A 13,972-nucleotide genomic window follows, 5' to 3' on the forward strand; every position below is an offset into this window, starting at 1 on the left:
CGGTCAGACCAGCATGGCTCGTACCTGGGCTACCGCTTCGGCGGGATGTCGTGCGTTGATGGCGTCGCCGATCGACTGGAACTGCCAGACGTCGTCGGTGCGGAATACCTTGCCCATCACCAGGCCGGTGTGCGATCCGCCGCCGCTGAGGTCGTAGCGGGCGATCTCGACACCGGTCACGCTGTCGATCAAGCGGCAGAACGCATTCTCGATCTGTTCGAAGGTTTGACCCGTGTAACAGGTCACGATGAAGACCACCGCGTTGATGTGCGGGGTCAATCGGGTCAGGTCGACGGTGATGATCTCGTTGTCGCCCTTGCCTTGTCCGGTGGTGCTGTCGCCGAGGTGGCGGATCGCGCCGTCGCGGGAGATGAGTTGCTCGTGGTAGACGACGTCGACGATCTGATCGTCGGCGAACAGCAGTGCGGCGGCGTTGAGATCGATGTCTTTGCTGTGCGCGCCGAACCAGCGGCGGGTGCGGACCGGATCCCAGCCGAGTGCCATGGTGACGTAGTCGAGCGCGCTGCCGCTCTCGTCGTGGAGTGTGATGAACATGGGTTAACCCCCTCTTTTCTGGCGACCGCGGCTCTGCTGCCGCCCCGCCGAACCGTGCTGGACTCGACCTTCACCACCACTGCGTCACCGCGCCGATCTGCTGGCCGAGTTCGGGTGCGAGCGTGCGGGCGTAGCTGGCGGTGAGATGGTGTTCGTCGCGGTAGACCAGGACGTTGCCCTCGACGACGCGGCACCGGTCCGCTCGGCAGACATCGTCGCTCAGGTCGAGCGGATAGATATGCGGGTACGCCGAGGCGAGCTGTTCGGCCGGGTTGTCCGGTTCGAGCGCGTCGGTACGGTCCATGCCGCAGCTGTCGGCAGAGCCGCGGTGGGCGAGACAGTCGACGGCGCGGTAGGCGACTCCGTCGCGACGCAGCCACGGTGTGTCGCGGATGGCGAGGGTGTTCAGGCCGCGGTCCGACAGGGCCGACCAGACGTCGAGATACTCCGGCGGCACGTCGTCCCCGCTGTCGGTACGCGGGCGGGTGGCGGTGACGAAAACCCAATCCGGTCGCTCGTCGGCCAGCCGGTCCAGCACTTCCGCGGACCATTCGTGGCATTCGGGAAACGGTGCGCGAGCGTAGGACGGCTCGTCGGAGAAGGTGAGTGGACAGCCTTCCTTCAAGAAGGTCGCGATACGGAAATGTTGTTCGCCCGCAAGCACTTCGAGCGCGGGCAACCAGTGCTCGGAATGGGATCCACCTACCACCGCGATGGTGCGGGACGCGGACTCGTCGCCGTAGACGCAGCTGCGCACCTCCCGATTCGGGGTGATGCAGCCGTCGAAGGTCGGTCGCGGTGCGTCTTTCGCGCCTTCGAATACCGTGGGCCGCATCCGCTCCGGCGTGCTGCCCTTCGCGGCCGCCAGTACCGCTGCCCCGGGGTATTCGGTGGCATCCAGCGCCGACGGCGGCCGGGCCGGATTGGCTTTCAGGACGGCCTGCCACCCGAACACCGCGATCAGTACGCCGAGGCCGAGCGCCGCCACCACCGATCCGGTACCGCGGCGACGCCACCGCGCGACGGGCGTCGGCGTAGCACGCGCCCGCAGTGGTGTTTCGATCAGCAGGTACGTCGCCGAGGCCAGCACGAGCGAGGCGGCGATCACCAGCAGTCCGCCACCGATGCCGGGGGCGGTCTCGCCGTATTCAGCGAGATAGAAGATCAGTATCGGCCAATGCCACAGGTACAGGGCGTATCCCAGGTTACCGAGCTCGGTGAGCGGCCAGGTGCCGAGCAACTTGTTGACCAGCGGTCGCCGAGCGGGCGCGATGTTCATGCCGGACACGATCAGCGCCGCCGCCGCGGCGACGGGGAACAGGGCCGCGGGACCGGGGAACCGGGAACCTCCGTCGATCAGCAGTCCACAGGAGAGCACCCCGGCGAGGCCGAGGATCGCCAGCCCGGTGCGCAGGCGTCCGGGCAGTGCGATCCACGGTGCGGCCACCGCGAGCGCCGCCCCGGCGAGCAACTCCCACGCCCGGGCAGCGCTGTCGTAGTAGGTCCAGGCTTGGTGCTGCGCTGTACCGTTCATCGCGTACCAGAACGACATCGCCGCGACCACGCCCAACAGGGCAAGTAAACCGAAGCGGCGCAACCCGTTCGGCGATGTGCGCGAAAACGTCCACAGCCAGATCCCGAGCACCGCGGTCATCACGAGATAGAACTGGCCCTGTACCGCCATCGACCAGAGGTGTTGCAGCGGACTCACCGTCGGATCGGGTGCGGCGTAGTCCAGCCCGGCGTACGCGAGCTGCCAGTTCTGGTAGTGCAGCGCCGAGGCCAGCGTTTGATCAGCGATGTCGCCCCACTGGGTATACGGCCGCAGCACCACCGTCGCGACGACAACCGCCGCGAGCACCACCGTCAACGCGGGCAGCAGCCGGCGTGCGGTTCGCCGCATGATCCGCGTGACGCCGATTGTGCCGAGCGTATCGCCGCGGCGCAGCAGCATGCCGGTGAAGAAGAACCCGGACAACACCAGGAACACATCCACCCCGCCCGAGACCCGGCCCATCCACACGTGGAACAGCACCACCAACGCGATGGCGATGCCGCGCAGTCCATCCAGGTCGTGCCGATATTCCGGCACCGTCGAGCGGGCAGTCAGGTCGATCGCTCTCCTCGAGTGCTGAGCTGAGCCCTCGGCCGTGTCGAGTGCGGCAGTGTCAGGCGAAATCTGCACCGACTGCTCCTCTCACAATTCAACAGGTTCGGGCCGGGCGGTAGTTCCGGAGGTCAGCCGAAGACGAAGTAACGCAGCCACAAATACGGCGCCGCCACCACGATGGTGATCGCGGTGACGACCGCGCCCTTGCGAGTGAACTCCCAGAACGAGATCGGCGCCCCCGCCTTGGCCGCGATGCCGAGCATGACCACGTTGGCGCTCGCGCCGACCGCGGTCAGGTTGCCGCCGAAGTCCGAGCCCATGGTCAGCGACCACCACAACGCGTCCGAATGCACCGGGTTATCGATGCCTGCGGCGAGATCGGCGACCAGGGGACTCATCGTGGCCACGTACGGAATGTTGTCGATAACTCCGGACAACAGCGCGGACACCCCGAGAATCAACATGACCGCTACCAGAGCGTTACCGCCGGTCGCGTCGGCGGCCCAGCGCGCCATCGTCTCCACGACACCCGTTTTCACCAACGCACCGACCATCACGAATAACCCGGCGAAGAACAGCAACGTCTCCCACTCGACACCGGAGAGGTAATCCTCGGGCTCGGTCCCCGAGATCAGCACCAGCACGCCCGCACCCAGCAGCGCCACGATCGCGGGATCGACATGCAGCCAGGAATGACCGACGAACCCGATGAACACCGCCAGCAGCACGACACCGCATTTGGCCAGCAGTCGTGGATTCCGGATAGCTTCGCGCTCATCGAGGGTCATCACATCCGCGATGCGTTCCGGAGTGGTATTGAAGGACCCACGGAACAGGATCGGCAGGATGAGGGTGAATACGACCAGCTCGATCACCACGATCGGCGCCATGTGAACCAGGAAGCTGTTGAACGTCAACCCGCTTCGGCTGCCGATGATGATGTTGGGCGGATCACCGATCAGGGTGGCGGCGCCACCGATGTTGGAAGCTAGCACCTCCGCGATCAGGAACGGCGCGGGCCGGATATCGAGCCGGTCGCACACCAGCAGGGTGACCGGGGCGATCAACAGCACGGTGGTGACGTTGTCGAGGAACGCCGAGGCAATCGCGGTGATCAGGGTGAGCAGGATCATGACGCGCACCGGAGATCCCTTGGCGCGCTTGGCCGCCCAGATCGCGGCGAACTCGAACGCGCCGGTTTGGCGCAGCACACCGACGATGACCATCATCCCGAACAACAGCAGGATGACGTCCCAATCGACGCCGGTGTCGTGGGAGAAGAACGCGTCCCCGGAATCGAGCACACCCGCGGCGAGTACGATCGCGGCCCCGCCGAGCGCGGCCTTGGTTTTATGGATGCGTTCGGTGGCGATCAGGGAATACGCCGCCACGAACACGACGATCGCGATCGCGGTCATCGCAGACCACCCGCGGGACCGTTGCCGTTCAGGTGCCGGCGAGTGTTACCTGCAACAACCTCGACGCGGTGATCACTCCGACCATCCGCTTGCCCTCGACCACCGCGACCAGCGGAGAACGGCACCGCGCCATCAGCGCGGCGACCTCGATCACCGTGTCGTCGGCGCGAACTACCGGTACAACCGGTTTCGCTGCCGAGTCCGGCAGCAGCTGACCAACAGTCTTGCCGCGCAACGCGTCCGCGACCCGGTCGGCCACCGACTCCGACAACACCCCGGCCAGCGACGGATCGTCTTGGATATACCCCGGTACCAGGAAACGCACCACCTGCGAGGCAGGCAGCACGGCCCGAGGTACCTGATCCCCGTCGGTCACGACGATCCCCGGCAGCCGATGCTCGGCCAGCAGCTTCGCCGCGGCCAGCGCATCGGAATCCATCCGCACCGACGGGTAGTCCTCGGCTATCTGACTTGCCTGCATCTTTGAACGATACGACGTGATAGACGCGGCGTACCCCAGATCGCCTGCTGTCATCGGCAGACGGCAAGTGGGACATGGTCGCGCTGCACGTAAAAGTAAGCAACAGAAATCTCCCATGACCAGCCGCCCGACCCGCGATCACGAGCCGGGTTTGCCGACCAGACTTCCCGGCACACCACCCGTAAAGATGCCGTAAAAGATCCGTCAGGGCAAACCCCGCGCCCAGCGCAACGACGTCGGCATTCATCGCCGACGCGGCCCCGACCGGCCATTGTCCGCAGTGTCTACCCGCGCGAACCAGCCACTCGATGGTGACCGCACCGTTGCCTCAGCTGTCGAGAAAACGCTCGGGCTATCCGATGCGGGCCGCGGTGTTTACTTCGTGGGCGGGGCGGCGTCTACTTGGAGAATCAACACGTCCGCATCCCGAAACACCCACGAGCGGGGCGGTATTCGACGACATGGGGATGACATGAGAAGGCGAATCTATATCGAGGGCATCGGTGGCCGCTCGAGGTTCACCAGCGTTGTCATGGTGCTGGCGTTCGCGTGGCTGATCATCGGTGCGATAGCTGGTTGGCAACGGCACTACTACGAGAGCGCACCGACCAACTGCGCGAGCACCGGAACCATTGCGGTGACCATCTTCGCCGGGCCGCTGAACTACCTCGGTTTGCACCCGACCGTCGACAACTGCGACGTCAACGTGCCGCGACCGAGTCCGTGATCACCGGGCTGGGCAGCTCGGCGGACTGGTCGCACGTCAGCCCGCGCGTGGCTCGGATTCGACCGCGCGGATGGCGGTTTCGATGGCGCCGATCCGGTCGGCCAGCAGGCCGATGGCGCCGATCGCGTGGGTCAGCGGATCGTCGTCAGCGCCGCCGAGCGCTTGCGTACGGCAATAAGCGGCCTTGATCTCCGTCCAGCGGGTGGACTGGGCGGGGGTGAGTCGGTTGCGGAGTTCGGCAAGTTTGAGCAGGTTCGCTTCAGCGTCCGCGGCCAGAGTTTGGGCATCGGCGATGTAGTGGTCGTCGATCAGGGCAGCCACCTCGTCATCGTTCATGACCGGGACGATGCGCTGGGCCAGCCCGTTCATGTCGCGGTAGGAACCCTGGAGGTGGAACGGGGGTTCGGTCCCTGGCGTGGAAGACATACAGCACGTCCTCGCCGTTGTCCGCCCGGATGGTGCGTTCGTACTCCAGATCGGCGACCGGGGTGTCGAAGGTCTTGTGTGCGCCGGTCGCAAGGTAGTACCCGCCGGGAAAGATGATGCCCTGATCGTCGGGGAGTAGGCGGCAGGCGGCTCCGATACCGTCCAGGCGCGCCACTGTTCTGGTTCGGACGTTGAAAACCGGGTGACGCCATGCGGTTTCGTTGTAAGGGCGGATGCGCAACAGGATCAGCGCACCGAGCCGGGCGTAGTGTACGTCGGCATTGGCGAGGCTTTGCAACGGCTCATCGACCGGTTCCGGGTAGATCCCGGCGCCGGTTTCGGTGTTGTTCTCGATCTTGATGGTGAGCGTGCCTGCGAGCGTTTCCACGAACACCTCGCCGAGGATGGACAGGTGTGGGTGACGACCGGGCACCTGGTCGTCGCGGGTCGTTTCGGTCCAACCGAATTCGTACGCGGGCGGGAACGGGTGATCGCGTTCACCACGGTTGTCCAGGTAGCCGGCGCCGCCTTCCGCATCGGTCCGCCAGCGCAACATCTTATGTCATCGGTGCGCCGACCAGTCTGGAACACCGCGAGCAGCAGCCCGTCCACCCGCCGCAATCGCAGCAGCCGGGTCCGGCGGTAGTACCGATACAACTCGGCGAAGTCGCGCCGGAACTGATCGCTGTTCAGCAGCCCCGCCGGATTGCCCTGCGTGAAGCCGAATTCCGCACCGGTGCCATGGAATCGGTTGCACCGCGAACACATCGCCCACCTCGGTCTCCGGCTGGAGACCGAGGAACACGTTGTAACCGAACACCATTCGACCATCAGCCAGCGCGACTACATCGCGGGGCACACAGTTGTGTTCGGTGCGGATGTACTCGGTGCCGAGCAGCGTCATCTCGATCCCGCCGAACCCCTCGATGCGGCGGTCGTTGAGTTGTGCGCCGCGCCGGGCCAATTCGTCGGCCCGTGCCTGCAGGCGGGCTCGCAATACCGCGTAGGTGCTGTCGTCGAGATCGGCCACCGTGGCCGGGACGGGCGCGGCCACGGTGGCCGTCATTTCCCGGTGGTGCTGTGGCGCGGTGGTCATTTGGCCAGTCCCTTGCCGAGGCCGATCGAGCCCACCAGGCGGTCCAGGAACATCGACTCCCCTCCAACGATGTCGATGTTCGCCGTCGCGAGCCCGGCGGCGAGTACGTCCGCCTGTGCCCCGGCGACCGCCCGGTGTGCATCGATCTTGGCCAGTTCCACCTCCTTTTCCATCGCCAACCGCAGTCGGTATTCCTCGTGCAGACGGGTGGCGTCGCGCGCCGCCATCGCCTTGGCTTTCTGCGGAATCCCCCTGTGTCAGGGGAGTTGTCGCGCCGTACTGCGCGCTCTCCCGGACTTGGATGATCGCCGACGAACCGTCGGCGGACGTGAGTTCGGCCTGGCCGAATTCGGCATCGACTCGTCCGGTGCGAATAACGCAGATATGGCCGATGAAGCTCGAATGCGACGGCTGCGCGGCACCGCGAAATAGCGCGCGCAACGAACGGATCGCGGCCCGAGTTCCAGCTATCGCGAGCATCATAGCGACCGGCGGCAGTGCAATTCCGGTGACAATTACCGCGACACCGCCGAGACCGGCGGCGTCGATCGCCACTGTGCCCGCCGAACTGGCGAACCAAGATAACGAAACTACACCGGTTACGGCCACGGTCACCGGCACGCCGCTCAACCCGAGCGTGTCGAAACCCGTTGGCATTACTCCGGATTCGGCGTCGAATTCACCACCGAGCAGATCAAGACCGACACTGCCGACGGGCACGAGCAACCAATACCCGATGACGACGAGCAGTGCGAAAGTGAAAAGTACGGTGGGAAAAGTCAGTGTCGCGGCAAAGAATTCATCCATGCCGCAGCGAAGTCGCTACCCGCACCCCGGGATCGGGGCGCGTGCGAAGTTCGCCGCGTTGACTGTTTGTTCGATCCTGCGGACATCGCCGCGAAAACACCCCGGTAGAAGCATCATGAATCCCCTCGCCAAACCGACACTCGAACCACGTTTGGCTCGAATGCTGCCGACCAGACTTCCCGGCGCTCCTACTCGTAAGGATGCCGTAAATGTTTGTCCACCGCAACTCGAAATGCCGATAATGCTTGCGCGGCAACCGACTTGCGTGAACGTCGCTGTGCGTCCGGGCCGCACGAGTCGGCGACGGGTGCGGTCGTCCCGTGTCCCCAACGGGTATCTATGGGGTTGCCTTTGCTGATTCTTTACGGCATCTTTACAGGAGGAGCGCCGGGAAGTCTGGTCGGCAGCATGGCCCGCTCAGGGCCGGGTTTTCGATCGGCCAGTGGGATGAGGTGCTTGAATGGGGCTGCAGCGATTCGCCGCAGAGGCAGTGTCCGGATTGACCGTGGCGATCGTCGCGCTTCCGTTGGCCATCGCGTTCGGCATCACGGCGACCGGCACGCCCGAGGGGGCGTTGGTCGGCTTGTACGGCGCCATCTTCGCCGGGTTCTTCGCGGCGGTGTTCGGTGGTACGCCGGGGCAGGTGACCGGCCCTACCGGGCCGATCACCGTCGTCGCCACCGGCGTGATCGCCGCGCACGGACTCGAAGCCGCGTTCGTCGCGTTCATCCTGGCAGGCGGGTTCCAGATCCTGTTCGGGCTGTGCAGGCTCGGGTCGCTCATCCGCTACATCCCGCACCCGGTGGTGTCCGGCTTCATGGGCGGTATCGCGCTGATCATCATTCTCGGCGAACTCGATCAAGCGCAGAAAAGCTTCCTGCTGGTCGCGGTCACCATCGTGCTGATGCTGGTATCGACAAGGCTGATCAGGTCCGTTCCCGCCAGTCTGATCGTGCTGGTTGCCGTCACCGCGCTGCTGCCGCTCGCCGCGGACTGGCTCGGGAATGTCACCGTAGGCCCGGTGCCGCTCAACACGGCGGTCGACTACATCGGCAAGATTCCGGAGGCCGTCCCGACCATCAATACTCCGGATCTCAGCGGTTCGTCGATTCTCGGTTTGCTGCTGCCCGCGTTGAGTATCGCGCTGCTCGGTTCAATCGACTCACTGCTGACTTCGGTCGTGATGGACAACATCACCGGAACGCGACACCGCAGCAACCGGGAACTCGTCGGCCAGGGCATCGGCAACATCGCCAGTGGTTTGTTCGGTGGCCTGGCCAGCGCGGGAGCGACCGTCAGATCAGTGGTGAACATCAAAAGCGGTGGGCGCACCGCGTTTTCGGCTGCGACCCACAGTGTTGTGCTGTTGGTTTTCGTCGCCGGACTCGGCGTCGTCGTCCAATACATTCCGCTCGCGGTGCTGTCGGGCATCCTGATCGTCACCGCGTTCGGCATGTTCGACTGGGACACGATGAAGAAGGCGCACGTTTCCCCGAAAGGCGATGTCGTGGTGTTGTTCGCGACGATGGCCATCACGGTGGTCATCGATCTGACCGTCGCGGTCGCCGTCGGGGTGCTGCTCTCCTTTGCAGTTCACCTCGTGCAGTCCCGCCGCCGGACGGCCTCGATCGTCAAGGACGACACCGCCTATCAGATTCACGGCCCGCTGTCCTTCCTGTCCACCGACGCTGTGTTCACGACACTTCGTGCGGACAAGCCTGAACTTTCACTGTCTTTGGCCAACGTCAGCTACCTGGACATGTCGGGAGCGAAGGCCCTGCTGACATTCATTGATCATTCGGACCGGGACGGCGTCGAGCTCACCATCACCGACCTGCCACCGCACATCGAGAACAGGTTGTCCGATCTCGCGAGTGCGGAGCAGCAAGCCAGGTTGGTGGCCGCGGTGGAATCGCGGTAACGGACCACAGGGCTGTTCGGTTGGCCCGCCGAACTTCGATTGTTTGGGGTCGGCCTGTGCGGGAACCCTTCGAGTATCGAGCTGATTCGCGTTCGCCACTCCGATCACCTGGGGTGGAGTCGGTCAGCTATTTGCCTCGGCCGACTGGTTACGGGGCTCAATCGAGGAGGGCGCTATGAGCGCCGACCATCCGCCGGTATCGAGTACGCCGGGAAAACAGTCCTTCCGGCGTGGGCATCTCGACACAAAACAGACGTCGGTGGCGTGGCGTGGGCGCGCGAAAGCATGGACCGCGCGGGCGTGGGTGGAGATCGCCGTCGGCGCGGTCCTGGTCATCGTGTTGCTGATCTTCATCCTGCAGAACACCGGCTCAACCGAGATCGCGTTCCTGCCATGGAGTTTCACCATGCCTCTGGGGGTGGCGTTGCTGTTCGCCATCGTCGGCGGTGTATTGGTGATGGCCTCGGCGGGCGGCGCCCGTATCTGGCAGCTACGCCATCAGCGCGCGGGCGCGGGCGAAAAGTCCACGCGCGCAACGGAATAGCCCACGAGCCATGGTCCAGCCGCAGATGAATCGGAGAGAACCGATGATGACCACCGCAAGTCACCCTACCGGCGAACTGCCCCGTATCGATGCCCGCGGCCACCGCAGCATCGCCGAACGCCTGCTACTGGGCTCCGACGAGACCGTCGACCAGAACAGCCGATGGCACCAACGCGTCACCGGTCCCCAGATCCCCGGGCTGGTCTCCACGATCACTCTGCTTTTCGGGACCTGGCTCGCGATCACCCCGCTGCTGTGGTCGCACCCGGCCGGCGCGGGCTGGTTTGCCGCAGGTTGGAACGAAGCTCTCGTCGGTGGCGCCATCGCAGTGCTCGGCCTCGTCCGGCTCAGCCGACCCATCCGGCTAAACACCGCTACCACGCTCGGCCTGCTGCTCGGCACTTGGATCGTCGTGTCTCCGCTGCTGTTCCACTACGGAACCGCCGAGGAAGCCATCCCCGCCACCGTCAACGACATCGTTATCGGTCTGACCGTCGTCGGCGTGACCACCCTCGGGCACATCGATGCGCGCCGCACCTGGGACATCGCACAGCACGCCAGAGGGTGAGAAATGGCGCGTTCCGAGCAGGCTATGCGACCGAACTCGATGCGGTGATGGCTGACGCCGACGGGGGCGTCCAGGCCGGCATCGTCACAATGCCGAATCGTCTGATCGACAGCTCGGTCCGTCGGCGGAGGGGTTCTTGCACGCTTGTCATCAATGCGCAGCGACGAGGTGCCCGCTGAGCCGACCGTGGCGCTCTTCGGAGTTTTCGTTGAGTCCGATAATCTCCACCCGCTTGCCCTTGGCCGCGTACTTGTTGGTGATCGCATCCAACGTGGCAACGGTGGATGCATCCCAGATATGGGCCTCGGACATGTCGATGATCACGGTGTCCGGATCTCCGGCGTAGTCGAACTGGTAGATCAGGTCGTTGCTCGAGGCGAAAAACAGCTCGCCACGCACCTGATACACGCGGGTGTCGATATTGCCGTCACGGTCGGTATCGGCGTCGCCGATTTTGTCCACTTCGGTGAGGTGGGCGACTCGGTGGGCGAACAGCACCAGCGCGGTGAGTACGCCGATGATCACCCCGTAGGCGAGATTGTGGGTGGCGACAGTGACCGCGACCGTTACCAGCATGACGGTGGTTTCGGCGATCGGCATGCGGCGCAATGTCTTCGGCGAGATCGAGTGCCAGTCGAAGGTGCCGACCGACACCATGATCATGACTGCGACCAGGGCGGCCATCGGGATCAAGGCGACCACGTCGCCGAGGCCGACGACCAGGATCAGCAGGAACACACCGGCCAGGAACGTCGAGATCCGGGTGCGTGCGCCGGAGGCTTTGACGTTGATCATGGTCTGGCCGATCATCGCGCAGCCACCCATGCCGCCGAAGAATCCGGTCACAATGTTGGCCACACCTTGGCCCCAGCCTTCGCGGGTCTTGTCGGAATGGCTGTCGGTGATGTCGTCGACAAGCTTGGCGGTCATCAACGATTCCAGCAGCCCGACCAGCGCCATCGCCAGCGCGTACGGAGCGATGATCCCGAGCGTGTGCAGCGTGAACGGCACGTGCGGGATCAGCAGAGTCGGCAGGCTCGACGGCAACTCGCCCTCGTCACCGACGTCGGGCACCTTCAGGACGAACGCCGCGGTCACGGCCGTGAGTAACACGATCGCCACCAGCGGCGCCGGGACCATGGTGGTGAGCTTGGGGAGCAGCACGATGATCAGCAGCGCGACCGCGACCATCGGATAGACCAGCCACGGCACGCCCACCAGATGCGGTACCTGCGCGCTGAAGATCAGAATGGCCAGCGCGTTGACGAACCCGACCATCACGCTGCGCGGCACGAACCGCATCAGCTTGGCCACTCCGATCAGGCTGAGCGTGATCTGGATCACCCCGGCCAGGATGACCGTGGCGATCAAGTAGTCCAGCCCGTGCTCGCGCACCAGCGGAGCGATGACCAACGCGACCGCTCCGGTCGCCGCCGAAATCATCGCCCGGCGGCCACCGGTGAACGCGATCGTCACCGCCATCGTGAAGGAGGCGAACAAACCCACCCGTGGATCGACGCCGGCGATGATGGAGAATGAAATCGCCTCCGGAATCAACGCCAACGCCACCACCAGACCAGCGAGCACCTCGGTGCGCAGCAATTTCGGGCTCCGCAGCGCCGACAGTACCGACCCTTCGGTACTTGCTGAGACAGGCGCAGATGTGCCCATCGCCGGCTCCAATCATCGGTCCTATCCACGCTGTCGAGTCACGACAGCGCGTCAAGGAGTGAGTTCAGGGACCTGAGCGGCCGTCGAAGGCGGCTAGCGGACACTGGGATGTCACCGGCCACGCTGCCTAGCGACGAACTTCAGCTAACGCTCAGCGAGGGAAACCCTACCCTCCCGTACGGGTAGATTCGCAAGGGCGAGCATCGGCAGGTGTTCCAAATCTCACAGGCCTGTCAGGTATCGCCGGTACGCCGATATCCGCCCGCCGCTGCGGACATTGCCGGCACCAGGAGTTCGGCGCCCGGTGCTGCGCCCGTCGGGATCTTCGGTAGCGCGTAGGGATGATTGCGGCCGAGCCAATCGACGAGTTCCTCGCGTACCGCACAGCGCAGGGTCCACACGTCGTCGGCGTTGCGAGCCGACATCGAGGCACGCACGACGATGTTGGTCGGAGTGCTGTCGGTGACCAGAAGATTCCAATTGCGATGATCCCATTCGGGGCATTCGCGCAGGTAGTCGCGCAGGTGCTCGCGCAGCGTCGAGACCGGCGTGCTGTGGTCGAGATGCAGGAATACGGTGCCGGTGATCTGCGGTCCGCCCTTGGACCAGTTCTCGTAAGGCTTGCTGTTGAAGTAGGAAACCGGCATGGTCAGTCGACGATCGTCCCAGATCCGAACGGTGAGGAACGCCAGCGTGATCTCCTCGACGGTGCCCCATTCGCCCTCGACCACAACCGTGTCACCGATCTTCACCGAGTCGCCGAACGCGATCTGCAAGCCCGCCATCAGATTTCCCAGCGTCGATTGTGCGGCGACACCGGCGATGACGCCGATGACGCCGGCCGAGGCAAGCAGCGACGTACCCAAGGTGCGCAGATCAGGGAAGAGCAGCAAGATCGCCACTGCGGTTGTGGTCAAGGCCAGGATCGCGGTCACGATCCGGCGGACAAGGGCCAGTTGCGTATTCAACTGACGAACTCTGGCGATGTCCGCGGCCCGGTCGGCGTAGTTCTGCAGCGTATTCTCGGCCATCGCGTCCGCGGCCCGGATAGCCAGCCAGGCCGCGGACATGATGGCCACCGCCGCGAGCAGATTCCGGATCACCCGATCCTGCTCGAAGTCCAACTCCGCCAAGGGAAACGTCCCGTGTAACGCCGCGGAACCCAGCAGCACCTGCAGCGGCAGTTGGACCCGTCGCAACAGGCCCGGCAACCGGGTCGCCGGATGTCTGTCCGAGCTGTATCGAAGGATGCGGTCGATCAACAACCCGGCCAAAACGGTCGCGACGACGGTACCGCCGAGGACGATCAGGGGGCGTAGTACATCCTCCACAGTGTGGAACTCCCTCGCGTTGTGGTCCGCTCGATGTCTGGCGCCAGGCTACATTTCGATAACGGAACGTGTGGCGGCGTGCTGAGCCGGATGCACCGTCACCCACGGGCAAGGCATGACAATGTGCGGCAGGATCGGCAGGGGTCAGACTTCGGCCGGCGACGGAAGCACAAGAACAAGCCGCCGCCGATCGAGATCGGGATGGTCGACTTCTAGCGCCGACAGGTCGGTGAGGGGAAGTCTGGCTCTGCTTCTTCTTGCGGACCAGCTCTTCTGCGGTCTTGGGGTCGCTGGTTACGATTTACACGCCGTCTGTG

13 protein-coding genes and 1 pseudogene are annotated in these 13,972 nt (G+C 64.7%); 4 read left to right on the top strand and 10 right to left on the bottom strand.

Features of this window, described 5'->3' with window-relative positions; translation table 11 throughout:
• Window positions 1-3: 3 nt before the first annotated feature.
• The 4 genes from AB0M22_RS21280 to AB0M22_RS21295 all read right to left on the bottom strand — a co-directional run bounded on the left by AB0M22_RS21280 (window position 4) and on the right by AB0M22_RS21295 (window position 4,564).
• Window positions 4-555, bottom strand: a complete 552-nt coding sequence (locus tag AB0M22_RS21280; RefSeq protein WP_364729232.1) for a TerD family protein — start codon at window positions 553-555, stop codon at window positions 4-6.
• A 70-nt stretch (window positions 556-625) separates the two neighbouring features.
• The gene (locus AB0M22_RS21285) at window positions 626-2,740 is read right to left on the bottom strand and encodes an acyltransferase family protein (RefSeq protein ID WP_364729235.1); all 2,115 of its coding nucleotides are present in this window, start codon (window positions 2,738-2,740) and stop codon (window positions 626-628) included.
• A gap of 53 nt (window positions 2,741-2,793) precedes the next feature.
• The gene (locus AB0M22_RS21290; RefSeq protein WP_364729238.1) at window positions 2,794-4,083 is read right to left on the bottom strand and encodes an ArsB/NhaD family transporter; all 1,290 of its coding nucleotides are present in this window, start codon (window positions 4,081-4,083) and stop codon (window positions 2,794-2,796) included.
• Window positions 4,084-4,111: 28 nt separating this feature from the next.
• The gene (locus tag AB0M22_RS21295; RefSeq protein ID WP_364729241.1) at window positions 4,112-4,564 is read right to left on the bottom strand and encodes a CBS domain-containing protein; all 453 of its coding nucleotides are present in this window, start codon (window positions 4,562-4,564) and stop codon (window positions 4,112-4,114) included.
• A 472-nt stretch (window positions 4,565-5,036) separates the two neighbouring features.
• Between AB0M22_RS21295 and AB0M22_RS21300 the strand changes: the two genes are divergently transcribed.
• On the top strand, window positions 5,037-5,291 hold the full coding sequence (locus AB0M22_RS21300) for a hypothetical protein (RefSeq protein ID WP_364729244.1): 255 nt from the start codon (window positions 5,037-5,039) through the stop codon (window positions 5,289-5,291).
• A gap of 36 nt (window positions 5,292-5,327) precedes the next feature.
• Here the strand turns inward: AB0M22_RS21300 and AB0M22_RS21305 are convergent, their stop codons facing one another.
• The 4 genes and pseudogenes from AB0M22_RS21305 to AB0M22_RS21320 form a co-directional block, all read right to left on the bottom strand.
• Complete coding sequence (locus tag AB0M22_RS21305) at window positions 5,328-5,627, bottom strand: hypothetical protein (protein WP_364729247.1); 300 nt, start codon at window positions 5,625-5,627, stop codon at window positions 5,328-5,330.
• Window positions 5,617-6,374, bottom strand: a pseudogene (locus tag AB0M22_RS21310) (DNA repair ATPase). Before AB0M22_RS21310 ends, AB0M22_RS21305 begins: the two are co-directional and overlap by 11 nt.
• Window positions 6,280-6,813 carry a DNA repair ATPase gene (locus AB0M22_RS21315; RefSeq protein ID WP_364729250.1) on the bottom strand — a complete coding sequence of 178 codons (534 nt, stop codon included), beginning with the start codon at window positions 6,811-6,813 and terminating at the stop codon, window positions 6,280-6,282. Before AB0M22_RS21315 ends, AB0M22_RS21310 begins: the two are co-directional and overlap by 95 nt.
• Window positions 6,810-7,040, bottom strand: coding sequence for a hypothetical protein (locus AB0M22_RS21320; protein ID WP_364729253.1), 231 nt, complete (start codon window positions 7,038-7,040; stop codon window positions 6,810-6,812). Before AB0M22_RS21320 ends, AB0M22_RS21315 begins: the two co-directional genes overlap by 4 nt.
• 1,040 nt (window positions 7,041-8,080) lie before the next feature.
• On the opposite strand from AB0M22_RS21320, the gene AB0M22_RS21325 reads away from it, so the two are divergent.
• From AB0M22_RS21325 to AB0M22_RS21335, 3 genes are all read left to right on the top strand, one after another.
• Window positions 8,081-9,541, top strand: coding sequence for a SulP family inorganic anion transporter (locus AB0M22_RS21325; protein ID WP_364729256.1), 1,461 nt, complete (start codon window positions 8,081-8,083; stop codon window positions 9,539-9,541).
• Window positions 9,542-9,716: 175 nt separating this feature from the next.
• Window positions 9,717-10,085: a lipopolysaccharide assembly protein LapA domain-containing protein gene (locus AB0M22_RS21330; protein WP_364729258.1), complete on the top strand. Its 369-nt coding sequence runs from the start codon at window positions 9,717-9,719 to the stop codon at window positions 10,083-10,085.
• A 43-nt stretch (window positions 10,086-10,128) separates the two neighbouring features.
• Complete coding sequence (locus tag AB0M22_RS21335; protein ID WP_364729261.1) at window positions 10,129-10,653, top strand: hypothetical protein; 525 nt, start codon at window positions 10,129-10,131, stop codon at window positions 10,651-10,653.
• Between the two features lie 150 nt (window positions 10,654-10,803).
• Here the strand turns inward: AB0M22_RS21335 and AB0M22_RS21340 are convergent, their stop codons facing one another.
• Window positions 10,804-12,324 carry a SulP family inorganic anion transporter gene (locus AB0M22_RS21340; RefSeq protein ID WP_364729264.1) on the bottom strand — a complete coding sequence of 507 codons (1,521 nt, stop codon included), beginning with the start codon at window positions 12,322-12,324 and terminating at the stop codon, window positions 10,804-10,806.
• Window positions 12,325-12,557: 233 nt separating this feature from the next.
• Entirely contained in the window at window positions 12,558-13,655 is a 1,098-nt protein-coding gene (locus tag AB0M22_RS21345; RefSeq protein ID WP_364729267.1) for a mechanosensitive ion channel domain-containing protein, read from the bottom strand.
• Window positions 13,656-13,972 lie beyond the last annotated feature (317 nt).

The sequence above is a fragment of the Nocardia sp. NPDC051756 genome, from assembly GCF_040681495.1.
Classification (GTDB): Bacteria; Actinomycetota; Actinomycetes; order Mycobacteriales; family Mycobacteriaceae; genus Nocardia.